Raw genomic sequence first — 24,351 nt, 5'->3', positions numbered from 1 at the left:
ATAATAGAAGAACTTTAAAGTTCTTCTATTATTTTTGATATCAAATTCAAATAATCTTTTTTTTCTTCGAAAGAATTGGTTTTTTTTATGTCAATAAAAATATCATTTATTTCTTTACTATTTAAATTAGACAAAGTTCCTTTAAGACGATGTATTTTTTCATGAGTTTTTTCATTTTCTTCATTATTTAATAATTCAAAGATGATTTTTGAAGATTCTTCTTTAATTCTTTTTATAAGTATTTTCATATCTTCTGGATTATCTTTAAATATTTCTTCTAAATAAGAAAGGTTAAACTTTACTTTTTTATTTTGCTTCAATTTAAAAAGTTCTTTTATTTTTATCCTGTCCAAAGGTTTTATTATATAAGAATCAAAACCATCATCTAATAAATTATTTAATATTTGTGGATTGGATTCTCCAGTGAAAGCTATTAAAGGAATTGGAAATTCTTTGAATTTTTTAGATTTTTTAATATCTTTCATTATTTGTACACCAGAAATATTACTTAAATTTATATCTATAAGAATAGCATCATAATCTGTATTTTCAAAGGTTTCTATAACATTTTTTTCATCTTCGAAAATATCTACTGAAATATTAAAGCTGTTAAATAATGATTTTGCTACATATAGATTTGATTTTGAATCATCTATTATCATCAATTTATAATTATTCAAATTAAATTTTTTTGTATCAAATATTTGTAATCTGAAATTAACTATAAATTTTGTACCTTTATTTTTTTTACTTTCAAAACTTATATCACCTTTTTCCATATTTTCTAATATTTTTTTAATTATAGATAATCCTAACCCCGTACCCCCATACTTTCTTGAAATATATCCTTCAGCTTGAGTAAAAGATTTAAATAATTTGTCTTGTTTTTCTTCATCTATACCTATTCCTGTATCTTCAATTATTATATTGAAATAACCTTCACTTTCATTTATTTTAAGTTTTATATATCCGGAATCTGTAAATTTAAAAGCATTATTTAACAAATTTTCTATTATTTGACGTATTCTTACAGGATCTCCAAGATGATATTTATTTTGCATATTTATGTCATATATAAATTCTAAATTCTTTTTTTCTATTAAAGGTTTAAAGCTTTCTTTAATTCTATTTGATAATACAGAAAAATTAAAACCTATCTCATTAAATTTCATAAGATTATTATCTAATGAAGAATAATCTATTAAATCATTTAAAAGGTTTAATAAATGTCTTGAAGAATTTTGAGCATTTGAAATATAATTCAATTGTTCTATATTGGGATCAGTATTTTTCAAGAGATCTAAAAAGCCTATTATTCCATTTAATGGAGTTCTTATTTCATGAGATACATTTGCAAGAAATTCAGATTTCATTTTATTTGCTTTTTCATAATATTCCAAAGAATCTTCTAATTTTTTTTGAATTAATTTTTGTTGAGTTAAATCTGTTATTACAGAAATAGACCCTGCAAATTTTCCATCTTCAACTCTGGGGACAGCATTTATTATAACGCCTTTAATTTCACCATTGTTTGATATTAAAGCTGTTTCATACTGGCTTTTTACATTTATTTTTCTTTTTTTTATATTTTTTTGCATAGAATTTATATAAGATCCTTCAACGAAATCAAAAGGGCTTTTTCCTATAATATGTTTTTGTTCATAACCAAGCATATCAGCTATTGATTTATTTGCATATATTATTTTGCCGGTTACATCAGTTATAGCAAGTCCTTGTCCCATATTTTCCATTATAGTCATTGCAAATTTTCTTTCATCTTGAATCTTTTTTTCTTTTTCATATCTGTTTATGGCATTAGATAAAATTTGTGCTGCAAATTTTAAAAGTTTTATGGATTCATTTGACCATTCATTATATTTTTTTACACTATCAAGACCTAAAAATCCAATTATTTTATCTTCTATGATCATTGGAACAACAACAAGAGAAAAAATATCTTGTTCGGATAAAAGATTTCTTTCTAATTTGGCTTCATCAGGCAATTTATTCACATCATATATGTATATATGTTCTCTTTTTAAAACCTTATTGACCCACCAAGGAATTATTTCGGCGGGAATATCTTTTAAATTCTGTATTTGAGGATTTATTTTTTTTTCACACCATTCATGTGTATTATCAAGTATTTTGAATTTATCCTTAAACATAAAAATATAACATCTATCAGATTTAGTAAACTTTCCTATTTTTTTTAAAGATAAATCTATATTTTGGTTTATTTTTTCATAAGGAATATCTATAAAAGAATTTGATATTTGAGTTATTACATCTTCAAATTTTATTCTAAGTTCGAGTTCTTTTTTCATTTTCTCAAAATCATCATTATTTTGCATTAATGATCACCACCAAAATTATTTAATTTAATAATAAAAAAATAATTGTTTATATCGAATAAATTATAACGTGATAAATTGTAAAAAAATAAAACGATTGATAATTTAATTAAAAGAAACTTAATTAAATTATTCATTAATAAAAAAAATAATAAAGTATAATTGAAATATTGAAACATAGAAAGGAGAAATAATATGAAATTGAATAAAATAAATAGAAGTACCCATTATATAGATGCCCCAACAAATATAGGTATCTATATTTTTAAGAATAAAAATGTTCTTTTGATAGACACTGGAATAAATAAATATGCGGCTAAGAAGATAGAAGATATTTTAATAAATAATAATCTTCATCCTAAGTATGTTATAAATACACATTCTCATACAGATCATTGTGGTGGAAATAATTATTTTAAAGAAAATTATCCAGGAATTGAATTTTTTAGTTCTAATGAAGAAAAAATTTTTATTGAAAATCCTGTTTATCATCAAATAATTTCATCATCTGCATATCCATCAAAAAAAATGAAAATAAAAAATGGTTCAAAAATAGACTATGTTTTGAATGAAGAAATGATTAAAATAAATGATGAAAAATTTCAAATATTTCTTTTTCCAGGTCATACAAATGGAGATATTGCAATATTAACTAATGATAGAGTATGTTTTATGGGGGATAGTATTTTTTCAAAAGATACTTTAGAAAAATATCCTTTAACTTATCTTTTAAATATTGAACAAAGAGTAGATAGTATTTTGAAGATGAAAGAAATAGATGCTGATTATTTTGTTATAAGCCATTCAGAAAAAATACTCGATAAAAATGATTTTATGGAAACAATAGAAGAAAACTTAAAAAATATAGATAAAATAAATAAAGAAATAATTGAAATATGTTCTCAACCGATGACAAGAGAAGATATACTTCAAGAATTTTTAATATTACATGATTTAGAAGTAGATTATAAAGGTTATTATGTTGATTTTTGTGCAATTAGTGCATATTTAAACTTTTTAATAAATGAAGAAGAAATAGAAGTGTCTATTCAAGAAGGAAAATTATATTTTTATAAAAAGTAAGAGAGTTCATTCTTCGAACTCTCTTAAATATTTGTATGTAAATATTATATTTATAATTGAAATATACCAATATATAATTTCGGTAGAAATATTTCTATTTTTAAAAGTATTATTTATAAAGATAATATAGAAATTATCATATACAAGAGAATTCCATTCTTCAATATATACAAATATGATAGAAAAAATAATGAATATAAAAGAAATTTTGATTATTTTTTTAGCAGTATTCGAAAACTCTAAATTATCTATGAATCTATATCTTGAAAATAATATATATATAGCAAATAAATATAAAAATAAATCTGTTAAAGAAAATATAAATTCATCTGAAAAATAATAATTTATAAATATTGCACCACTCATTAATATTAAATATAAAATTTTTTCTCTTTTATGAAAATAGTCACCAAAAAAATAAAAAGATAAATATCTCATCAGGTATATTATTAAAGATATAAATATAGTTCCTATAGTATAGTAAAACTTCATCGAGTTAAACCATATTGAAGATGAATAAAATATATCATTTATAAAATTAATAAATGTAATTGATATCATTACCAAAAAAAGTGATGAAAACATTTTAAAAAATTTTTCATTAGTTTTTTTATATGCAATATAATTGAAGATTATATTAAAAATATATAGTAAAATCATAAATAAATCATAAGTGATTACATAAATTTTCATAATTTTATACTCCTTAAGACAATATAAAAAAATAATATCAAATTATATTGATGATATCAACTCAAATTAGTTAAAATAATATAAAAATATTTAATTTATTATATCATTGTTTATAGAATAAGAATAATTTATTCAATAGCAATCATAAAATATAATAAATATACAAGAAAAATATGTATTTACTAAATAGTACTTAGATAATAAAAGAAATGCATGGTTAATCTAAAATAGAAACCATGCATTTATATATATTTTTATTAATTATTTTTTATGAATTTAAAAATCGTGTCTTCTCCATTTAAAAAATCATTTAAAGACATTTTTATTTCTATATCAGGATATATTGAATCGGGATCATCATTTAGAAATTTAAAATATTTTGTGGAATAAAATATTTTATACTTTGTGTTTGGAAGTTCAAAACTTTTTATTTCTCCAAAATGATTAGGTTTTCCAGATGTTGCAACTCCAATTATTTTAGCATTAGCATATTTTTTAAAATCTAAAGTATTTATAATTGCTGATGAGAAAGTCCTTCTGCCAATTACAACATATACATTGTCTTTTAATTTATCGAAGTCTCCAATTATTTTAGCTAAATTTGTTCCCATAGAAGAGCTACCACCTGGATTATTTCTCATATCTATCACAAATTTTTCTACATCGTTTTCTTGTATAATATCTAACATATTACCCACAATTTTTTCAAATGAAGGTAATTGTTCTCTATTAATTCTTGGATCTGGATATTTATCATATACTTCAACGCTATAACATTGATTATAAACAAAATACATTATTTTAGAGTCTTCAAAATAAATATAATCAAAAAAAGAATTATTATATTTATTTAAAAAATTTGGTTTATATTTTATAATTGAATATTGAATATTTTTTCTATTAGATATTTTTTCGGAAAGTATTTTTTTTAAAATTAATTCCCCGTTTTTTTCAAATAAAAAAAATGTTTTATCTTTATTTTCGATTATATTTAAATATTTTAATTTGTCTGGAAAAATAATATTTTGGGGCAATGCTTTTATTAAAGCGGCTTCATTTTCATGTGGGATTATTTTTGAAAGTTGATTTTTTATATAATCAATTGAAAATCCATTTATAGCTATGAGTTTAGAACCTATTATATCTTCATACTCTTTTGAAGAGTCAACAACAATAAATCCTTCTTCGAACTCCATTATATCAAAAGGGTAAAAGGAATCAAATTCATTTGAATAAGAATAAGATATTCCTGTATGAGCATCACCTATTTTTGTGAATAGAATGTCTAAAGAAAGTAAAACATCTTTATTATTCATTTTATTTATATTTGAAGATAATTCATCTATGTAAGAATTAAATTCTTTTTCACTTATTTTATAAAAAAGATTTTTATGTAGTTTTGGAAGCTCTGTTTTTAAATAATTTAAATCTTCAATCCATTTTTCATTTTCTAAACTATTTGTAAAAGATATGACTGTTATCAATAGTGTAAATAGTGTGATTAAAATTTTTTGTTTCAATTAAATCTCCTCCCTGTTTTGTAATACATTACTATAACACTATTATACAATATAATTAGTTTTTTATAATAACAAAAAGTTAAAATAATATTTCTAAAATGTTTTGTTATTTTGAATAATAAGAGATATTTGTTATAATAAAATAAAAAAGATATAAAGGAAGTGATTTTTTGAGAGTTTTATTTTCAAATTATTTGGATGATCAGATTGAAAAATTAAAAGAAATATTGGATATTTTAAATAAAAAATATAAATATGCATCTGTTCTTGGAAATGATATTAGAGGTAAGAATTTTACTTTCAGTAAAACGGGTTTTGATATAAGTGATTCAAATTGGAATGAAAGAGGATTTGTTTTTCGTGTATATAATGGGAGTTTTTATACAGAAGTTTCAATCAATAATTTAGATAAACATGTTTATGAAATAATAGGTATTATAGATAGAGAATTGGTATATGCACGAGAGTTTTCAAAAGGATTTCAAGTTAATAATTATCCACTTATTAATGAAGAGTATTTGAAAAAAGACTTTTTTGATGAAGTTTCTTCAAGTTTTTTAAAAAAAGAGGAAGAAATTTTAAAAAGATTTAAGTCTATTTATGAAAAGTCTTTTAATAAATCTAAAAATTTAATAGATATGACTATAAATGTTGAATGGGTAAGAAACTCTAAGCTTTTTTTATCTGATAAGAAATTTTTAAAACAATCTTATATTTGGAGCCAAGGTTATCAAATACCTGTTATGAAAAAAGGTGAAGATATAAAAGTAGCTTATTATGGATATTCTGGTCAAAAAGGTTTAGAAATTGTTTCTGAAATGGAAAATGATTTAGATTATTGTTTAAATCATACAGAAAGTATTCTAAATTCTAAAAAAATAGAACCTGGAATTTATGAAGTCATATGTTCTCCTGAGATATCAGGTTTGATAGCTCATGAAGCTTTTGGTCATGGTGTTGAAATGGATATGTTTGTAAAAAAGAGAGCAAAAGCTTCGGAATATATTAATAAATATGTGGCTTCAAATATTGTGAATATGTATGATGGTGTTAAATCTGTAAAGCAAGTGTCTTCTTATTTGTTTGATGATGAAGGTGTTTTGGGAAATGATACAAAAATAATAGATAATGGAGTTTTGAAAAATGGGATTTCTGATCAATTAACTGCTTTGAAACTTAATACTTTATCAACCGGAAATGGAAAAAGAGAAAGTTATAAAAGAAAAGCTTATTCAAGGATGACTAATACATTTTTTTCGTCTGGCAAAGATACACTTGAAAATATGATCAAAAGTATAAAAAAAGGTTATTTATTATTAGATGAAATTAGTGGAATGGAAGATCCAAAAAATTGGGGAATACAATGTATGTTACTTTCGGCACAAGAAATAAAAGATGGTGAATTAACTGATAATTTTTATTCTCCAGTTATTATAAGTGGATATGTCCCGGAACTTTTAAAAAATATAACTATGATTTCAAAAGATTTTGATATGTTTGGAACTGGATATTGTGGTAAAGGTTATAAAGAAAGAGTTAAAGTTTCGTCTGGTGGACCTTATATAAAAACGAAGGTGAGATTAGGATGATAGAAAAACTAAAAAATATTTTAGCTAAAAAGAATGTGGAAAATTGGAAGTTAAATGTTTATAAAGAAGATTCGAGAGAATTTTTTTTCTTAGAGAAAAATATGGATATGAACAGAAGAGTTGTTTTTGAAGAATATACTTTGACTATATATAAGTATTTGGAAGGTAAAAAATTATCTTTTGTTTCTTTTAATATAGAGCCTACAATGAATGAAAAAGAAATAGAGGAACTTTTGAACAATGAGATAAATAATTTGAAGTATGTTGAAAATGATTATTTTCCTTTGATTGAAAATAATAAAGGGAATTTTAATAATGGAAAAATAGTTGATTTTAATGATATTTTAAAAAAAATTTATGATGAAATTTATATTGATTATGAAGATATAAATTTCTTTATTAATTCATCTGAAATATTTATAAAAAATGTAGAAGAAAGAGTTATTAATTCTAAAGGGGTTGAATTGAGTTCTTTAAACTCAATAATACAAATAGATTATGTTATTACATATAAAGGTGATGAAGAAGTAGAAATAAATGATTTCATAGAATTTTCTGATTATAAAGAGGGATTTATAAGTAATAGAATTAAAGATAAAATTTTAAATGCTAAATCAAGATCTCATTGTAAAAATATAGTATCTATAAATAATGTTCCAGTGATTATAAATGAAAATGATGTAAAGGAATTTTTTGAATATTATATTCAAAAATGTTCAGCAGATTATATATATAAAGATTATTCTAATTATAAAATAAATGATTTTGTACAAAAAACAAGTGAAAAAGGTGATTTGATTAATTTAAATTTAATTTCTGATATGAAAAATTCGACTTTTTTAAATAATTTTGATGAAGATGGAGTTCTCTTTGAAGATAAAAACATTATAAATGAGGGAAAATTGATAAATATATGGGGAGATAGTAGATATTCTTATTATTTAGGAATAGAACCAACTGGATTTGCATATAATTTTGAAGTTAAAGGTGGAAAATATAATAATATAGATCTTAGAAAGTCTAATTATATTGAAATAATGGAATTTTCAGATTTTCAAGTAGATTATATCACTGGTGATTTTGGTGGAGAAATAAGACTTGCAAGGTATTTTGATGGTTCTTCAATATTAGCATTTTCTGGAGGATCGATATCTGGAAATGTGAAAGAAAACGAAAGTACTTTTAATTTTTCTAAAGAAGTTAATCAACTTAATAATTTTATAGGTCCTAAATCATTAAAATTATTTAATGTTAATATAAGTTTTTAAACAGGCGGATTGTTTTGTACAATACGCCTTATTTTTTAAATATATAACATTTAAGTTCAAAAGAGTTAATTTTGTAACATAAAGTCATTAAAAATATTATAAAATTAAAATAATAACTTTTTATGCCGGAGGTTTTAAAATGAAATGGAGATATACTTTGGTAATTTTAATTTTTATTCTTTTTTTAATATCTTCTTTTAATAATTATTTAAATACTAAAGATATTGTTATTTCTGAATTTAATACTCAAAAAAGAATAGTTGAAACAAATTTAAAGGATATTATAAAATATGCTAATATATCAGCAAAAGTTACAGAAAAAACATTAAATGAATCGATGAAAAAAAATTCTAATTATTTGGTGGATTTATATAGAGATAATCCTAATATTTTGGATTGGAATAATGAAGAAATAAAAGATTATATTGGAGACTTTGATTTTTATATCATCGATGAAAATCTTGAAATTATTAATTCCTCAGTTGAAAAAGATATAGGTCTTAATTTTTCTAAATATAAAGCTTTTTCGAACCTTCTTAGAGAAAGAATGGAGTCTGGAATTTTTGTAACTGATAGACTTGATTTATCCATAAAAGATAAAATATTGAGAAAATACAGTTATTTGGGTACTTATGATAAAAAATATTTGATTGAATTGAGCATAAATATTTTTGAAAAGTATCCGGAATTTAAAGATATGGATATTTTTTCAACTATTGAGAAACTTAAAGATGATTATAATGTTGTTAAAAATATAAATATATATAGAATAAATGAAGATGGAACAGATGCAGGGATTTTACAAACTACAAATAAAGATATTGAAAATTATAATACTAATATAAATATTGATATTTTATCAAGTATATTTGAGGTTGTAAAAACTAAAAAAGAAGTCATACATAGTATTGAAGAAGATAAAAAAGTTCTACGTGAACATAAGTTTATACCAATATTTAATTATAATGAAACAGAGTTTGATTGGTGGAATTCTTATATTATAGAGTTGGTCTATGATGAAATGAAGCTTAATTTTAAAATAAATGATTTAAAAAAGAGATATGTATTAGATATACTTGTAATATCTGTATTATTCATGTTTTTTTCTTATATGATATATAGACTTATGGAAAGACTCGAATCTTTGGCATATACTGATCATTTAACAGAACTTCCTAATAGAAAAATGTTTGAAAAAAAATTTGAATATTATAAAAAGGAAATCAAAAGAAATAGAGAAAATATGGCAATTTTATTTCTTGATCTAAATAATTTTAAAGATATAAATGATAATTATGGACATGAAATTGGTGATAAAATATTAAAACTTGTTGGACAGAGATTGATGCATGGTTTTAAAGAGGAAGATTTTGTTGCAAGACTTGGTGGAGATGAGTTTATTGTTATATTAAAAAATTTTGATGAAAGTAATAAAGATATTATGAGAGAAAAAATAAAAAATATGTTTAAGAATCCTATAAAGCTAAAAGATAAATTCTTTGATATATCTACAAGTGTTGGTATAGCTTATTATCCAGAAGATGGTCAAACAATAAAAGAATTATTAAAAAAATCAGATTTTGATATGTATAAAGATAAGAATACAAATAAAGATAAACAATAGTATGGAGGAATTAAATGCAGTTATTAAAAGAAAGAATAATTAAAGATGGATTTGTAGGTGAAGGAAATATTTTGAAGGTAGATTCTTTTTTAAATCATCAAATTGATGTGGAACTTTTGAGTGAAATAGGAAAAGAATTTTTTAAATTATTTAAAAAACAAAAAATCGATAAAATTTTGACAATAGAGGCATCTGGTATAGCCATAGGTTCTTTTGTTGCAAAAGAATTTGGAGTTCCTTTAGTCTTTGCAAAAAAAACTGAATCAAGAAATTTAGATAAAGAAACTTTCGAATCTAAAGTATTTTCTTATACAAAATCAAAAGAATATATTATAAGAGTTTCTAAAAAATATTTAAAAGAAGATGAAAATGTATTAATTATAGATGATTTTCTCGCTATGGGAAAAGCAGCTTTAGGGTTAATAGATATTGTAAAACAATCAAATTCAAATTTATCTGGGGTTGGAATAGTTATAGAAAAAGGATTTCAACCTGGTGGTAAAAAGCTTAGAGAATTAGGTATAAATTTAAAGTCTTTAGCTGTAATAGATAGCTTGGATGGAGAAGTTAAGTTTAGATGAGGGATATAATTTCTTTAAGTGTCTTTATTATGTATTTTTTTTTCATACATAAAATTTCAAATTATTTATTGAATAAATTTAAAATGACGGTTTTTAAAGTTAAAACCGTCATTTTTCCATTGGAGATGATAATATTATTTTTTATAATATTTTTAAGTCCACTATCATTTCAAGAAGCGGGTTTTGTTGCAGGTAATATTGATTATGGAATTAAATTTATTGTTTATTTAGGAATACCTTTAATTGTTATATCCTCTTCATCTGCAATTTTTTTAAAAAAAGAAGATTTTTATCATATTAGGTATTTTAATTTTGAGGATAAATGGATGTTTATTTATTTATTTTTTATAGTTGGAATAGTTGAAGAAACTATATTTAGAGGCTTTTTACAAAGTTATATTTCATTGTACATTAAAGGAAATTTTTTTATTTTAGAATATTCTACTATTTTAGCATCTTTTATTTTTATGTTTTTTCATTTATTTAATGTTTTTTTTAAACAAGAATCAATTAAAGCTTTTCTCAGTATGATGCCTTCAAGATTGATAGCTTCTTTAATTCTTGGGTATGGGTTTCAAATTTCTGAAAGTATTTTATACACTATTATTGTTCATAATTTGATAGATGGCATTAATATAATGGCTGTTTATTTAAAGAAGAAAAAATTATTTAAATGAATTTATTTAAATATATTTTGAATATAGTTCCTTTGGGACTATTATCAAATACTTTTATCTTTCCGTTTAATATTTTTATATAGTTATTTACTATAGATAAACCTAATCCAGTTCCTTTATTTATTCTTGTATCAGTTTGATCCACTTGATAGAATTTATCAAAAATAAGTGATTTGTATTTATCAGGAATACCAATACCAGTATCTATAATTTCTATTGTATATGAATCTTCATTTTTAGAAGTCAAGATTTTTATAGATCCTTCAGGAGTAAATTTTATTGCATTATCTATTATATTGTTCAGTATTATTATGAGTTTAGGTTTATCTATTCTTATTTTAATATTTTCTGTATTTTTTAAATCTAATTTTAAAGAAATATTTTTTTCATATGTTTTTGAATCGAATTTTTCAAAACTTTCTTCTATTATTTTATTGAGTTCATGAAATTCTAAATTTAATTTTGTATATTCACCTTCGATTTTGGAAGTTAATAAAATATTAGATACTTGTTCTAATAGATATTCTGATGAATTATAAGCTATATCAATAAATTTTTTTTGTTTTTCATCGAGTTCTGTTTCTTTAACTATATCTAAAGCTCCTATAATACCAGTTAAAGGAGTTTTTATTTCATGACTTACCACAGAAAGAAAACCCATTTTTGCTTTTAGTGTTTCTTCTGAAAGCTTTTTTGTTTTGGCAATATTCTCATATATTTCCATTTCTTTATTTATATTTATTGCCACCATATAAATTTTATTTTGATCTAAATCATTGAACCAGTTCCACGCCAACCAAATTTCATAATTATCTTTTGAAATTAATCTATTTCTAAAACTAAAGTTTCTACTTATTCTATTTTTATCTATACTAAAAAAAATTTTTTTGCTTATTTCAAAATCTTTTTCTGAAACAAAATCTAAGAGATTCTGCCCAATCATTTCTTTCCTATCATATCCAAGATGTAGTTTACAAGATTTTGATACTTCTAAGATTTTTCCAGTATTTTCAACAGTTATATTAAAATCATTAGAAATACTGTACAATATATGTTTGAGTTTTTCATCCATATATTCATAATGTTTTATTTTTTCATTTTTGGATTTCTCTAAAAGAATTTCTAAGGATGTTTTAAATAAATTTAAAAGTTCAATATCATAATCATTAAAGACTTTTTTAGATTCTTCTGATATACAAAAGGCTATACCACCAATATTTTTATTATTTACTATTATATTTATATAAACTGTTTTATTATTATTTTCAGCCATATTTTTAATTACTTCAATTTTTTTACTTTGAGGACCTATATTATCAAGAATTTTATATTTCCCTTCAATGATTTCAAAAACTAAACCATAATCAGATTTTTCAAATTCTTCAGATAATATTTTAAAAGATTTTTTTAATAAAGAAGATTTATCGGTTATATAATTAAATTTTTTTAATTCATTTAATATGAAGTTTATTTTTTCTACTAAGTTTTTTTTCATTAAATCACCTATCTTAAACTCAAACTCAATACAGCCTCGGAACCTTCAGTAGAAAAGTATATTCTTTTAGTTTCAAAATTATTCAGTATAGCTTTTATATTTTTTCCCGTTGCTGAAATTGGAGGCGTAAGTTCTGAATCATTCAAATTTGAAAGAATTAAGAAATTTCCTGAAACCATATTTAAAAATTCACTTATAGCAGACATTGTCATATAATCGGATCTCATACTCTCATCTGGAATCATAGATTCTGAAAAATAATCTAAAGTTTTTTCATCGAGTTCTAAAGTTATTATACCATTAGTTTTTCCAGCTATTCCAACTATTATAAAATTATCACTTTCTATTGTATGATAACTTGATTTAGAAAAAACAGGGTTTGATATATTTAACCCTATTAAATCAGTATTTTTTTCCAAAGATTTATATAAATTTTTTATATAGTCCATTAAAATTCCTCCTTAATGGATATATTTAGTACTATCGATCCATTGTCAGTTTTGAATATAGATCTATAATTACTTTGATTGAAATTAAATATTTTCATAGTTTCACCATACATTACTCCAGGTGGAGAAAGTCTTAAATCATATCCTTTATTTTTATTATTAATTATAGTTATTGCATTTCCAGCGATCATATTACCAAATTCTGAAATCATGAATAATACTTCATCATCTACATTAGATATATTTTCTTCATTAATTATTTCATACATTTTGAAAACTACTTTTTTATCAAAAGATATAGTCATATTACCAGAAAATTTCCCAGCAAAACCTACATTTACAGTAACTTTTTCAGATGAATCATAATCATGATCATCATTATTTTTTAATCCAAGTAATTCAGGAAATTTTTCCATATATTCATTATAAGTATTTGCAAGACCATTTATAAAATGTATTAAAAAGCTTTTCTCAATGTTTTCCATATTATCCCTCTTCCATTATTTTTTTTATTTTTTCTGTGATAATGGGTTTCAAAATATAACCATTACATCCAATTTCTAAAACTTCTTTTTTTATTGTTTCATCATCAATAGCTGACATTACATATACCTTACAATTTTTTTTGATTTTATTGATTTCTTTTAATAGATCTATACCATTTAATTCTGGAAGCATGAGATCTAAAAAAACTTTATCAAATTCTTTGTTTAATAAAGATTTTTTGTATTCTAATAACCCTTCTTCGCCATCTTTTGCAATTGTAACATTAGAGAATTTTTTTAGAATTTCATTTATTATTTCTATAGCAATAGGATCATCTTCAACTACTAAAATATTCATTCTATCACCTTCTTTTTTAGACTTGACATATTTTAATAAAAGTTATATAATTTTTTTACTCCTATATTAGAATATAATGTTCTTTTTTCAGAATTAATTAAATTTTATCATAATTTTTTGTTTTATGCAAATATTATAGAATAGAGGTGACAATCGGTGTTAGAAGAAATATTTGGTACAGAACTAAAAATAAAAATATTAAAATTATTTAAAGAATATGAAAGATTAAGATTTACAGAAATAAAGGAAATATTAAATTCTGGTGCTGGAAGTACTAAATCTTCACTTGGGGAATTAGTAAACTATGGTATTTTAAATAGATTTGATGATGGCCCCAAGAAAGTTTATTATTCTTTGAATAAAGATTATAAAGAATTTTTATTTAAAATTTTTGAAATTGAAGAAGAATTTTCTTTTAAACATGATAAACAAAAAATGTTTGTTGATTTTTTTGGTATACGTAATAAATGATAATTAATCGGAGGTTTTTATATGGATAATAAGGACTTTTTAATAACATTATCCAAACTTTTATGTAATTCAATAAATAATTCCAATGATTTAATAAGAGGATATACAAAAAATAATATAAATCTTAAAATTAATATGTTAGATAAAGACTTAGAATTTTTTGTTGAAAATAATATAAAAATCGGTCAAATTATAAAATGGAAAGAAAATTTGTATAATATAGATTTTATTTTTCAGGAAGAGAAACTTATAAACTTATTATCTTATATAAATATGCTTAATTACGACTTATCATTTTTTTCATATTTGAATTTAATAGATTCATTTTCGATTATTGGAAATATAATTATTGGAAATATAGTTTCATACATAAAAGATTATTTAAATATTGATATAAATTATGAATTATCCCCAATTTATAATTTAGATAAAAATATAAATCTTAAAAAACTTAAAAAAATTAATTTTATTATATTTTATATAGATTTTGAAATTTTAGATGAAAAAATTTTTAGATCATATTTATTATTATCCTGTGATAGTAATTCTTTTTTCTCCCTAAAAACTAAGATGGAGGAGTTCTACGGTGAATTATAGTATTTTAAATAATTTAATGATTAGTGTTTGTATTGTAGATTCAAAGGGGAATGTAATTTTTTCAAATGATTCTTTTGACAGATTTTTTGGCGAGGTTGAAAATATATTTACTATAATATCTGATAACTATAATTTAATAATAAAAGATGTATTGAAAAAATCATATCCGATTTTTTTGAAAAGCAGAAAAAACAATAAAATTTTTCCAGATGTAAAAGATTATTTTTATATGAATATAAAACCTTTTGATGAAGAGGATTATTTTATGTTGGAAATTCATCAAAATATTCCCGAATTAATAAGAAAAGATTTATTAAACAATGATATAAAATCAATCAAAGATGAAATTGAAACGAGACAATATCTTTTTAATTCTCTTGAATTTATGCTTCTTGAAAAACAAAAACCATGGGATTTTATAATTAGTACAGCTGAGAGAATATATAGTCTTAATATTCTTAAATATTTAAAAGTTCAAAAAGGAGATAAATTAATAGTTTATGGTGAAAATAATAAAAAAGAAATAGAGTCTAATTTTACAATAAATATGGTGGATGATGATATAAACTTTAATTATGTATCCAATAGTTCTACTTCTATGGAAGTAAAACTAATGCTTTTAACTTATTTGAATTTTGTAAAACTTTATGTAACTTTTTATTCGGAGTTTGAAAAATCTAAAATGTATGATGTTAATTTACTCGATTCTGAAAAATTTTCTATGGCTGGGCAGATGATGATAGGAATGCTCCATGAGATAAATAATCCATTAGCAGTTGCTATGCTTCAGAGTGATATTTTAATTTCAAAAAAAGTTGATTATGTAGAGAGAATAATTAATATAAAAAGTTCTCTTATGAGGATAAAAGAAATAACAGAAATATTTAGAGGGGCTTTAAAACAAAATGCAACTATAACTACTTTTGGATTAAAAAAACTTATAAACACAGCCATAGATTTCATTAATCCTAAAAAACCAAGTAATGTAAGTATAATAATAGATTTAAATTATGAGGATTATGATATTCAAGGCGATTTTAATAAATTAGTTTTAGTTTTTGTAAATTTAATTTCAAATGCTATAGATGCTATAAATAGAACAAGAAAAAATAAAGGTTGGGTTAAAATTACTACTTTTGAATTTAGAGATAAACTAATAGTAAAGGTTTCTGATAATGGTGAAGGAATGGATGAAAAAATTTTAAAAAATATATTTAAACCATTTTACACAACAAAAACAAAATCTGGTCTTGGATATGGGTTGTTTTTTGTAAGTACTGTTTGTTCAAGCCATAATATAAAGCTTTCAGTTATTTCAAAAAGGAATAGTGGAACTACTTTTACTTTAGTGATTCCAAAATTTCAAGCGGAGGGGAGTATATGAATATAAGGATATTGATAGTTGATGATGAAAAAGATATAAGAAATCTTTTAAAAGAATATTTCGAAAATAAATTTGATAATCTCATAGTTGATACAGCAGAAAACGCTGATATAGCAGATCAAATGATAGAAAACAGTATTTATCATTTTGTATTTCTTGATATAGTTATGCCGGGCATGGATCCTTTTGAATTATTACAAAAGATTAAAGAATTAAATAAATTAGTACAGGTAATAATAATAACAGCAAATTCAACGATGGACAAAGTATTAAATGCTCTTGAATTTGGTGCAGATGATTATCTTACAAAACCTTTTGATTTTGAATCTCTTAATGAAATATTGGAATCAAATATAAAAAAAATAATAAGATGGAAAAATACATTTAAAAATTCTTTGTGAGGTGAAGTTTAATGCCAAAAGTTTTGGTTATAGATGATTCTCCTTTTATATATAAATCAATTTTGAAAGCTCTTAAAGATACAGAATTTGAAGTTGTTGGACATGCAAGAAATGGACTTGAAGGATTACAAAAAATAAATGAACTCAATCCAGATTTAATAACTTTAGATGTTACTATGCCCGTTATGGATGGTATAGAAACAGCTAGAAGAATATATTCATCTAATATAAGTGCAAAAGTTCTTATGCTTTCGGCTATGGGAGATGACGAACTTATGAATACGGCAAAAGATATAGGGATAAAACATTTTATACAAAAACCATTTAAAAATGAAATTCTTTTAAAAAAACTCAGACTTTTGATGATAATTTAACCCTTAGGGGGGATTCTGATGGAGGAAGAAAAAAAAATTATTGAATCATTATTAGATGATAAGAATGAAATAATAAAAGAAGAAGAATTTGATGAAGAAATGTGGGAAGATTTTGTTGTTGAAGCGAGAGATCATCTTGAAAACATAGAAAGAGGTCTTTTGGATTTAGAAAATGACAAAGAAAATGAAGAAATAATAAACAGTATTTTTAGATCTTTTCATACTATAAAAGGTCTTGCTGGTTTTGTAGATATTGCTTTTCTTGTGAGCATAGCTCATGAAACAGAGACTCTTTTGGATAAAGCTAGAAAAAAAGATATATTTATACAAAAAGAACTCATAGATTTGTTTTTAATATCAACTGACATAATAAAAAATATAATTGAAAATGTTAGGAATATTTATGATAAAGACTTTATTAAAAAAGGTAAGGATCATATAGAATTATTGAGAAATTTCACTCAAAGTGATTTCATACCAAAAGAAGTAAAAATTTCTGATAAAAAAATAGGTGAAATTCTTGAAGAGATGGGAGCAGTATCTAAAGAAGAGATTGAAAAAATATTAGAAGAACAAAAAAGTAATCCCGAAATAGCCAATAAAAAAATAGGTGAAATATTAATAAAAGAAAAAAAGGCAGATACAAAAACCGTTTTAAATGCACTCAGAAGTCAAAAAAAAGAATTAAAAACAAATATTCTTGTAGATGATTATATCAGAGTACCCGCACCAAAAATAGAAAATTTATTGAATTTAGTTGGAGAGCTAATGATAATAGAGTCTCAGGTTAATCAAGATTTTATGATATTGAATGATATAGGCCAGAATACACAAATAAATGTAAACAGAATGCTTAAACTTACAAAAGATATACAAAATATCACCATGTCAATGCAAATGGTTCCACTAAAATCTACTTTCCAAAAAATCACAAGGATTGCAAGAGATACAATAAATACTTTAAAAAAAGAGGTCGATTTTAAAATTTCTGGTGAAGGTACGGAAATAGATAAAGCTGTAGCAGAGAAAATTTTAGATCCTTTAATACATATGATAAAAAATTCTATTTCTCATGGTATAGAAGATTCGGAAGAAAGAATAAAAAAAGGTAAAAATTCAAAAGGAATAGTTTCATTAAAAGCATATTCTAATAGAGGAAATGTTTATATAGAAGTTTCAGATGATGGAAAAGGACTTAATTCAGAGTTAATATATAAAAAAGCTATGGATAAAAAACTCATTGACGAAGAGAAAGAATATTCAGAAGATGAAATTCTTGAATTTATATACTTACCAGGGTTTTCAACACTTGAAAAGGCTAATAATATTTCTGGTCGAGGTGTTGGTATGGATGTGGTAAAAACAGAACTTTCAAGAATAGGTGGAAAAATAAATATTCAAAATGAAAGAGATAAGGGATGTACATTCATTTTAAAGATACCTATAAATCTTGCAGCTATGAATGGAACGATAATAGAAATTTTAAATGAGAAATATATTATACCTACGATTTATATTAAAAAAATTCTTCAGCCTACCTCAGCAAATTGGATTAGTTATAAAGGAAATAAAAACTTCATAAAATATAGAAATAAAATTATTCCTATAATTCCTACCAATATTATTTTTAATTCAAATAAATCTTATGATAACGATTTAATCGTTATATTAGAACTCGATAATAATATGAAAGCTTTACCGGTTAAAAATATTGAAGGGCGTCAAGAAATAGTAGTAAAACCACTTGGAAAGGAAATTGGTAGTCTTGATTACTTTTCTGGTGCATCTATTTTGGGGGATGGAAATGTTTCTTTAATTATAGATGTTGAAAGTTTATTTAAACTTGAAGGTGGTGAATAAAGTTGTCTGATATTGATTTAAAAAAACTAACTTTTAAACTCGATGAAGAAATCTTTGGAATATCTGTTTGTTCAGTTAAAACAATAATAGGCATGATGAATATAACAAGGGTTCCAAGAACACCTAATTATGTCAAAGGAATAATAAACTTAAGAGGAAAAGTCATACCTGTGGTAGATCTTCGAATAAAGTTTGAGATGAAAGAAAAAACTTATACTGAAAGAACATGTATTATAGTAGTTGAAATTTTTAATGGTGATAATCAAAAACTTATGGGTTTAATAGTTGATGATGTTTCAGAAGTAATAACCCTTACTGAAGAATATATAGAATCTCCTCCTGAATATGGTTTGAAGATACAGGATGAATTTTTAATTGGAATGGCTAAATATAAAGAAAAAGTAATAATGCTTATAGACATAAACAAAGTTCTTAGTGTGGACGAGAAAAATCTTATAAAAGATCTCGGGAGGGAAGAATGATGTTTAAAAATCTTAAATTATCAACTAAAATTACTTTAGGGTTTGTAATTATTTTAATAATTTCAAGTGTGATAGGAATATTTACAATATTTAATATGAATAAAGTTACAGACTTGGCAATTACTTTAAATGATGAATATATGGAAGAAGTTTCAAGTGGTTCAAATTCTGCTTATTATTCTCAAAGATTGGCTTATGAAATGAGGGGATTTGCATTAAGTGGTGATTATACATATTTTAATAGGGCAAAAAATGAATTAAAAGATTTAAAGATTTATATTGAAGAGCTTAATACTTTAAGTGAAAAATATGAAAGTTTAAAGATTTTAAGAGAAAATTTAAAATCTGTAGATGAACTTATATCAGAATATGAAATTCTTATGCAAGAAACAAATAATACTTTTGAAGGTATAGATAGAATAAGAGATACTTCATTGAAGGCATCTGATGAATTTTTAAATAATGCGATGTTATATTTAGAGTCTCAAAATAAGGCGACAGAAGAAGATATTAAAAATTTGGAATCTCCAGAAGTTTTGAAGAGTAGACTTTTAAAAGTTACTTGGATAAATAATATAATAGATGCATCCAATGAAATGAGAATAGCTTCTATAAAGGCTCAATTGACAAAAGATGCTCAAGAATTGAGAAAGGTTACAAATAGATTTTCAGATATGTATAAAATAATAGAAGAAATAAAAAAAGAAACTAATAGACAAGAAAATATAACTCAACTAAATAAGATAGATACTTCATTAAAAGCTTATGAGGTTCAAACTTTAGAACTTGCAAATTTATACGAAAATCTTAGCAAAATAAAAACAAATAGAGAAAAAATAATAGATTCATTGTTAAAAGAAATAACAGATGTTAATAATGCAGGTATAAGATCGGCAAAAGATATTGCTAATAATACGGTTGAAACATTAAATACATCAACTGGTACGACATTAATAGGCTTAATAATATCTATAATAATAGGTATAATTCTTGCTGTAACGATAATTTTAAGTATTACGAAACCTGTAAAAAGAATTGTTGAACTTTTAAACCATAGCTCTCAAGAACTTGCTTCAGCCTCTGAAGAGCTTTCAGCTGCGAGTCAACAACTTGCTGAAGGTAGTGCAGAACAAGCGGCATCATTAGAAGAAACTTCGTCAACTTTAGAAGAATCATCATCTATGGTTGCACAAAATAATGAAAATACTAAACAAGCAGCAATACTTTCTGAAAAAGCTAATGAATCATCATTAGATGGTTTTAGTCAAATGAAAAACATGATGAATGCTATGGTAAAACTTAAAGATTCAAGTGATGAAATAAGTAAAATAATAAAAGTAATAGATGAAATAGCTTTTCAAACTAATATACTTGCACTGAATGCAGCAGTTGAAGCCGCACGTGCTGGAGAAGCAGGACAAGGATTTGCTGTTGTAGCAGAAGAAGTAAGGAACCTTGCTCAAAGATCTGCAAAAGCTGCAAGAGATACATCAGAAATGATAGAAAAGAATATTAAATTATCTGAAGAAGGTGTAATGACTTCTGAAAAAGTTAAAGAATCTCTCGAATCAATAACAGATCAATCTAAAAAAGTTAAGGAATTAATGGATGAAATAGCAGCAGCCAGTCAAGAACAATCTCAAGGAATAATGCAAATAAATAAAGCTATAAGTCAAATGGATCAAGTAACACAACAAATAGCTTCAAATGCTGAAGAATCAGCATCATCTTCTGAAGAACTGAGTTCTCAAGCAGTTAGTATGGAAGAAGTAGTTATAGATCTTGTTAAACTTGTATATGGAAGTTCTGAGTATAAAGGAAATGAAATTAAAAATAAATCAAATTATAAAAATATAAGTAAGCCAAAAAATAATAATATAAATAAGAAGAAAAACATCTCTGAAGATAAAAAGAATAAAACAGAAATAGTTAATCCTGAAAAAATAATTCCTCTCGATGATGATACTGGAGATTTTTAGATCATAGGCCTCTATAAGAGGCCTATTTAAATAAAAGGAGATTGTATAAAATATGAACAATTTGATTTTTAGTAAATTCAGAGATTATATTTATGAAAATCTTGGAATAGATTATAATGAAAATAAAAAAGTTTTATTAGAAGCGAGAATAAAAAAACTAATGAATAGATATGCAATAACCTCTTTCGAAAGTTTTTATAACAGAATATTTGTAGATAAGAAATTATTGATAGAATTTTTGAATGAAATGACCACTAATAAAACTAATTTTTTTAGAGAAATAAATCATTTTAATTTTTTAAAGAGTTATATGAGTACATTTTTAAATTTAAACAAAAGAATTAATTTAAGTAAAGAAATAAGAGTTTGGAGTGCGGGATGTTCTACAGGAGAAGAGGCTTATACTGTAGGAATGGTTTTAAAAGAAATCTTAAATCCCAATATAATTATAAAAATATTGGCAACTGATATATCTACTAATGTTCTTCAAAAAGCCATGCAAAGAACCTATCCTTCAACGATTACTCTTGATGTTCCAGTATATTATTTGAATAAATATTTTACAAAAGATAATAAAAGTTTTAGATTAAACGATGAAATATATAATATGGTTACATTTAGATATTTTAATTTGATGAATAAATTTCCTTTTAAACATAAATTTGATATTATCTTTTGTAGAAATGTAATGATTTATTTTGATTATGATACGAGAGCAAATCTATCAAATAAATTTCACAAGGCATTAGTAAAAAATGGACTTATGATAATCGGTCATTCTGAAAGTTTATCTGATAAGAAAAAAGAATTTAAATATATGAAACCAACTATTTATTCGGCAATGTAGGTGATTTAATTGGAAGTGATAAATACTTTTTTTGTTAAACCTGGGGTGATATTTTTTTCTGAAGAACCATATAAAATATCTACCGTTCTTGGTTCTTGTGTTTCAATTGCTATGTGGGATTTTAAAAATAAGTGGGGTGGAATGAATCATTATATGTATCCCCATGAATTTAAACATACTAAAATACCAGATAGTAAAATAGGAGAAAAAGCAATAATACAATTATATAAAATAATGATAAAACACGATTCTGATAAAAATAATATAATAGCAAATGTATCAGGAGGAAGTAATAATCAAGAATTAAGTCCTTATATTAGTAATGAAAACGTAAAAATAGCATTTAAAATATTAAAATATTTAAATATAGAGATATTAAAAAATTATACTGGAGGAAACAGAGGTAAAAAAGTTATATTTAATAATTATACAGGGGAATATATTGTTGATAATATATCAGAATGGAAGTGATTTAATTGATAAAAGTTCTTATTATAGATGATTCAGCAATGGTTAGAAAAGTATTATCACAAAATTTGTCAAAAGAAAGAGATATAGAAGTAGTTGGAACAGCCCCAGAACCTTATTCTGGAAGAGATAAAATATTAAAACTAAAACCAGATGTTCTGATATTGGATATTGAGATGCCAAAAATGGATGGACTAACTTTCCTTGAAAAATTGATGAGTAGTTATCCTATGCCTGTTATAATATATTCTTCCGTGGCAGAAAAAAGAAGCGAAAATGCAATGAGAGCTTTAGAACTTGGTGCCGTAGATGTTATTTCAAAACCAGGGGGTTCTTATTCAACTGATATAATGCTTAATCAATTAATAGACAAAATAAAAGCTGCTCATAAATATAAATTTAGTATTAGTAAAAAAATAAATGATAAAAGTAAACAAAATTCCAAAGTTATCAGAGAAAGTATGATAAGAACTACAGATAAAATAATAGCAATAGGAGCTTCTACAGGAGGAACACAAGCTTTAAGATTTTTGATAGGACAATTACCTTCAAATATGCCACCAATAATAATTACACAGCATATGCCTCAAACATTTACAAAATCTTTTGCAAATAGTTTAAATGAAAGATCAAAATTGGAAGTAGTTGAAGCCCAAGATGGAGAATTATTGAGAACAGGAAAGGTCTTAATTGCACCTGGCAATTATCATATGATTTTAAAAAGAGATGGTGCAAGATATTATGTTCAAATAAAAGATGGACCTCCAGTATATCATCAAAGACCGTCTGTTGAAGTCATGTTTTATTCAGTTGCAAAATATGCAGGGAAAAACGCTATAGGTATAATATTGACAGGTATGGGAAAAGATGGAGCTGAGGGATTATTAGAAATGAGAAACTCTGGTGCATATACTATAGCTCAATCCGAAAAATCATGTGTTGTTTTTGGAATGCCAAGAGAAGCTATAAGAATAGAAGCAGCAGATAAAATACTTGATTTAGAGGAAATGCCAGATTATTTAGTAAGAGTTTTAAAAAAAGATAGATTAAAATAAAATAAATGCTTGGCTTTTAAATAATAGTGGCCAAGCATTTGTTTTATTTTAATAATCCTTCATATATTCCAGGTGAAGAATTTTCTATGACATAAGCATCAGAATGTTTCTTATAAAAATCTATTGGTCCAGCACCGCCTATTATACAATAAGCATAGCCCATATGTTTTAACTCATATAGTGCTTGTAAATATAATACCTTTCCTATTCCTTTTCCTCTGTATTCTTCATCTACTCCTGTAGGTCCAAAAAAATTT

24 protein-coding genes and 1 pseudogene are annotated in these 24,351 nt (G+C 23.8%); 17 read left to right on the top strand and 8 right to left on the bottom strand.

All coding sequences use genetic code 11. The features are described 5' to 3' along the window. Positions 1-14: 14 nt before the first annotated feature. The gene (locus PWP28_RS11375; RefSeq protein WP_308644767.1) at positions 15-2,354 is read right to left on the bottom strand and encodes an ATP-binding protein; all 2,340 of its coding nucleotides are present in this window, start codon (positions 2,352-2,354) and stop codon (positions 15-17) included. A 195-nt stretch (positions 2,355-2,549) separates the two neighbouring features. Between PWP28_RS11375 and PWP28_RS11370 the strand changes: the two genes are divergently transcribed. After that, complete coding sequence (locus tag PWP28_RS11370; protein ID WP_308644766.1) at positions 2,550-3,437, top strand: MBL fold metallo-hydrolase; 888 nt, start codon at positions 2,550-2,552, stop codon at positions 3,435-3,437. 6 nt (positions 3,438-3,443) lie between these two features. Here PWP28_RS11370 and PWP28_RS11365 read toward each other — a convergent pair whose 3' ends face one another. Next, positions 3,444-4,130, bottom strand: a complete 687-nt coding sequence (locus tag PWP28_RS11365) for a hypothetical protein (RefSeq protein ID WP_109605088.1) — start codon at positions 4,128-4,130, stop codon at positions 3,444-3,446. Positions 4,131-4,387: 257 nt separating this feature from the next. Continuing rightward, positions 4,388-5,650: a S41 family peptidase gene (locus PWP28_RS11360; protein ID WP_109605089.1), complete on the bottom strand. Its 1,263-nt coding sequence runs from the start codon at positions 5,648-5,650 to the stop codon at positions 4,388-4,390. Between the two features lie 170 nt (positions 5,651-5,820). On the opposite strand from PWP28_RS11360, the gene PWP28_RS11355 reads away from it, so the two are divergent. From PWP28_RS11355 to PWP28_RS11335, 5 genes are all read left to right on the top strand, one after another. After that, the gene (locus tag PWP28_RS11355) at positions 5,821-7,239 is read left to right on the top strand and encodes a TldD/PmbA family protein (protein WP_308644765.1); all 1,419 of its coding nucleotides are present in this window, start codon (positions 5,821-5,823) and stop codon (positions 7,237-7,239) included. Then, positions 7,236-8,507 (top strand): metallopeptidase TldD-related protein, encoded by a 1,272-nt coding sequence (locus PWP28_RS11350; RefSeq protein ID WP_308644764.1) that lies wholly within the window; start codon positions 7,236-7,238, stop codon positions 8,505-8,507. The genes PWP28_RS11355 and PWP28_RS11350 overlap by 4 nt, the downstream gene beginning before the upstream one ends. A gap of 139 nt (positions 8,508-8,646) precedes the next feature. Further along, complete coding sequence (locus tag PWP28_RS11345) at positions 8,647-10,131, top strand: GGDEF domain-containing protein (RefSeq protein ID WP_264149809.1); 1,485 nt, start codon at positions 8,647-8,649, stop codon at positions 10,129-10,131. A gap of 14 nt (positions 10,132-10,145) precedes the next feature. Then, positions 10,146-10,712: a xanthine phosphoribosyltransferase gene (locus PWP28_RS11340; RefSeq protein ID WP_109605093.1), complete on the top strand. Its 567-nt coding sequence runs from the start codon at positions 10,146-10,148 to the stop codon at positions 10,710-10,712. Beyond that, the gene (locus PWP28_RS11335) at positions 10,709-11,389 is read left to right on the top strand and encodes a CPBP family intramembrane glutamic endopeptidase (protein WP_206050569.1); all 681 of its coding nucleotides are present in this window, start codon (positions 10,709-10,711) and stop codon (positions 11,387-11,389) included. Before PWP28_RS11340 ends, PWP28_RS11335 begins: the two co-directional genes overlap by 4 nt. Here the strand turns inward: PWP28_RS11335 and PWP28_RS11330 are convergent. Genes PWP28_RS11330 through PWP28_RS11315 form a run of 4 tightly spaced genes read right to left on the bottom strand, consistent with a single transcriptional unit; the run spans position 11,382 to position 14,176 of the window. Then, positions 11,382-12,884 (bottom strand): PAS domain-containing sensor histidine kinase, encoded by a 1,503-nt coding sequence (locus PWP28_RS11330; RefSeq protein ID WP_109605094.1) that lies wholly within the window; start codon positions 12,882-12,884, stop codon positions 11,382-11,384. The genes PWP28_RS11335 and PWP28_RS11330 overlap by 8 nt on opposite strands. Positions 12,885-12,892: 8 nt before the next feature. Continuing rightward, positions 12,893-13,333, bottom strand: a complete 441-nt coding sequence (locus PWP28_RS11325) for a chemotaxis protein CheX (RefSeq protein ID WP_109605095.1) — start codon at positions 13,331-13,333, stop codon at positions 12,893-12,895. Then, positions 13,333-13,818: a chemotaxis protein CheX gene (locus PWP28_RS11320; protein ID WP_109605096.1), complete on the bottom strand. Its 486-nt coding sequence runs from the start codon at positions 13,816-13,818 to the stop codon at positions 13,333-13,335. The genes PWP28_RS11325 and PWP28_RS11320 overlap by 1 nt, the downstream gene beginning before the upstream one ends. Position 13,819: 1 nt before the next feature. Further along, a complete protein-coding gene (locus PWP28_RS11315) occupies positions 13,820-14,176 on the bottom strand; it encodes a response regulator (protein ID WP_109605097.1) in 357 nt (118 codons plus the stop codon). A gap of 156 nt (positions 14,177-14,332) precedes the next feature. Between PWP28_RS11315 and PWP28_RS11310 the strand changes: the two genes are divergently transcribed. The 11 genes and pseudogenes from PWP28_RS11310 (at position 14,333) to PWP28_RS11260 (ending at position 24,094) form a co-directional block, all read left to right on the top strand. Then, entirely contained in the window at positions 14,333-14,647 is a 315-nt protein-coding gene (locus PWP28_RS11310; protein ID WP_109605098.1) for a hypothetical protein, read from the top strand. Between the two features lie 21 nt (positions 14,648-14,668). Continuing rightward, complete coding sequence (locus PWP28_RS11305) at positions 14,669-15,244, top strand: hypothetical protein (protein WP_109605099.1); 576 nt, start codon at positions 14,669-14,671, stop codon at positions 15,242-15,244. Continuing rightward, entirely contained in the window at positions 15,234-16,628 is a 1,395-nt protein-coding gene (locus PWP28_RS11300) for a PAS domain-containing sensor histidine kinase (protein WP_264149813.1), read from the top strand. The genes PWP28_RS11305 and PWP28_RS11300 overlap by 11 nt, the downstream gene beginning before the upstream one ends. Beyond that, a complete protein-coding gene (locus PWP28_RS11295; RefSeq protein WP_109605101.1) occupies positions 16,625-17,029 on the top strand; it encodes a response regulator in 405 nt (134 codons plus the stop codon). The genes PWP28_RS11300 and PWP28_RS11295 overlap by 4 nt, the downstream gene beginning before the upstream one ends. 11 nt (positions 17,030-17,040) lie before the next feature. Further along, complete coding sequence (locus PWP28_RS11290; protein ID WP_109605102.1) at positions 17,041-17,403, top strand: response regulator; 363 nt, start codon at positions 17,041-17,043, stop codon at positions 17,401-17,403. Between the two features lie 18 nt (positions 17,404-17,421). Then, a complete protein-coding gene (locus PWP28_RS11285) occupies positions 17,422-19,263 on the top strand; it encodes a chemotaxis protein CheA (RefSeq protein WP_308644763.1) in 1,842 nt (613 codons plus the stop codon). Between the two features lie 2 nt (positions 19,264-19,265). Continuing rightward, entirely contained in the window at positions 19,266-19,745 is a 480-nt protein-coding gene (locus PWP28_RS11280) for a chemotaxis protein CheW (RefSeq protein ID WP_305081188.1), read from the top strand. A gap of 554 nt (positions 19,746-20,299) precedes the next feature. Beyond that, positions 20,300-21,376, top strand: a pseudogene (locus PWP28_RS13845) (methyl-accepting chemotaxis protein); the annotation flags it as partial. A 400-nt stretch (positions 21,377-21,776) separates the two neighbouring features. Further along, positions 21,777-22,571 carry a protein-glutamate O-methyltransferase CheR gene (locus PWP28_RS11270; protein ID WP_109605106.1) on the top strand — a complete coding sequence of 265 codons (795 nt, stop codon included), beginning with the start codon at positions 21,777-21,779 and terminating at the stop codon, positions 22,569-22,571. A 15-nt stretch (positions 22,572-22,586) separates the two neighbouring features. Next, positions 22,587-23,042 carry a chemotaxis protein CheD gene (locus PWP28_RS11265; RefSeq protein WP_308644768.1) on the top strand — a complete coding sequence of 152 codons (456 nt, stop codon included), beginning with the start codon at positions 22,587-22,589 and terminating at the stop codon, positions 23,040-23,042. A gap of 5 nt (positions 23,043-23,047) precedes the next feature. Next, positions 23,048-24,094, top strand: a complete 1,047-nt coding sequence (locus PWP28_RS11260; protein ID WP_206050571.1) for a chemotaxis response regulator protein-glutamate methylesterase — start codon at positions 23,048-23,050, stop codon at positions 24,092-24,094. A gap of 43 nt (positions 24,095-24,137) precedes the next feature. Here PWP28_RS11260 and PWP28_RS11255 read toward each other — a convergent pair. Next, on the bottom strand, positions 24,138-24,351 hold a 214-nt coding region (locus PWP28_RS11255; RefSeq protein ID WP_308644761.1), incomplete at its 5' end, for a GNAT family N-acetyltransferase.

The organism is Oceanotoga sp., assembly GCF_030445905.1.
Taxonomy (GTDB): domain Bacteria; phylum Thermotogota; class Thermotogae; order Petrotogales; family Petrotogaceae; genus Oceanotoga; species Oceanotoga teriensis.
This window is presented reverse-complemented; position numbering and strand designations above follow the sequence as displayed.

What these genes read in the sequence shown, in the direction of transcription:
- PWP28_RS11335 (WP_206050569.1), top strand. Translation starts at nt 10,709, where the DNA reads ATGAGGGATATAATTTCTTTAAGTGTCTTTATTATGTATTTTTTTTTC.
- PWP28_RS11320 (WP_109605096.1), bottom strand. Translation starts at nt 13,818, where the DNA reads ATGGAAAACATTGAGAAAAGCTTTTTAATACATTTTATAAATGGTCTT.
- PWP28_RS11270 (WP_109605106.1), top strand. Translation starts at nt 21,777, where the DNA reads ATGAACAATTTGATTTTTAGTAAATTCAGAGATTATATTTATGAAAAT.
- PWP28_RS11365 (WP_109605088.1), bottom strand. Translation starts at nt 4,130, where the DNA reads ATGAAAATTTATGTAATCACTTATGATTTATTTATGATTTTACTATAT.
- PWP28_RS11370 (WP_308644766.1), top strand. Translation starts at nt 2,550, where the DNA reads ATGAAATTGAATAAAATAAATAGAAGTACCCATTATATAGATGCCCCA.
- PWP28_RS11285 (WP_308644763.1), top strand. Translation starts at nt 17,422, where the DNA reads ATGGAGGAAGAAAAAAAAATTATTGAATCATTATTAGATGATAAGAAT.
- PWP28_RS11290 (WP_109605102.1), top strand. Translation starts at nt 17,041, where the DNA reads ATGCCAAAAGTTTTGGTTATAGATGATTCTCCTTTTATATATAAATCA.
- PWP28_RS11375 (WP_308644767.1), bottom strand. Translation starts at nt 2,354, where the DNA reads ATGCAAAATAATGATGATTTTGAGAAAATGAAAAAAGAACTCGAACTT.
- PWP28_RS11325 (WP_109605095.1), bottom strand. Translation starts at nt 13,333, where the DNA reads ATGGACTATATAAAAAATTTATATAAATCTTTGGAAAAAAATACTGAT.
- PWP28_RS11330 (WP_109605094.1), bottom strand. Translation starts at nt 12,884, where the DNA reads ATGAAAAAAAACTTAGTAGAAAAAATAAACTTCATATTAAATGAATTA.
- PWP28_RS11350 (WP_308644764.1), top strand. Translation starts at nt 7,236, where the DNA reads ATGATAGAAAAACTAAAAAATATTTTAGCTAAAAAGAATGTGGAAAAT.
- PWP28_RS11345 (WP_264149809.1), top strand. Translation starts at nt 8,647, where the DNA reads ATGAAATGGAGATATACTTTGGTAATTTTAATTTTTATTCTTTTTTTA.
- PWP28_RS11340 (WP_109605093.1), top strand. Translation starts at nt 10,146, where the DNA reads ATGCAGTTATTAAAAGAAAGAATAATTAAAGATGGATTTGTAGGTGAA.
- PWP28_RS11305 (WP_109605099.1), top strand. Translation starts at nt 14,669, where the DNA reads ATGGATAATAAGGACTTTTTAATAACATTATCCAAACTTTTATGTAAT.
- PWP28_RS11295 (WP_109605101.1), top strand. Translation starts at nt 16,625, where the DNA reads ATGAATATAAGGATATTGATAGTTGATGATGAAAAAGATATAAGAAAT.
- PWP28_RS11315 (WP_109605097.1), bottom strand. Translation starts at nt 14,176, where the DNA reads ATGAATATTTTAGTAGTTGAAGATGATCCTATTGCTATAGAAATAATA.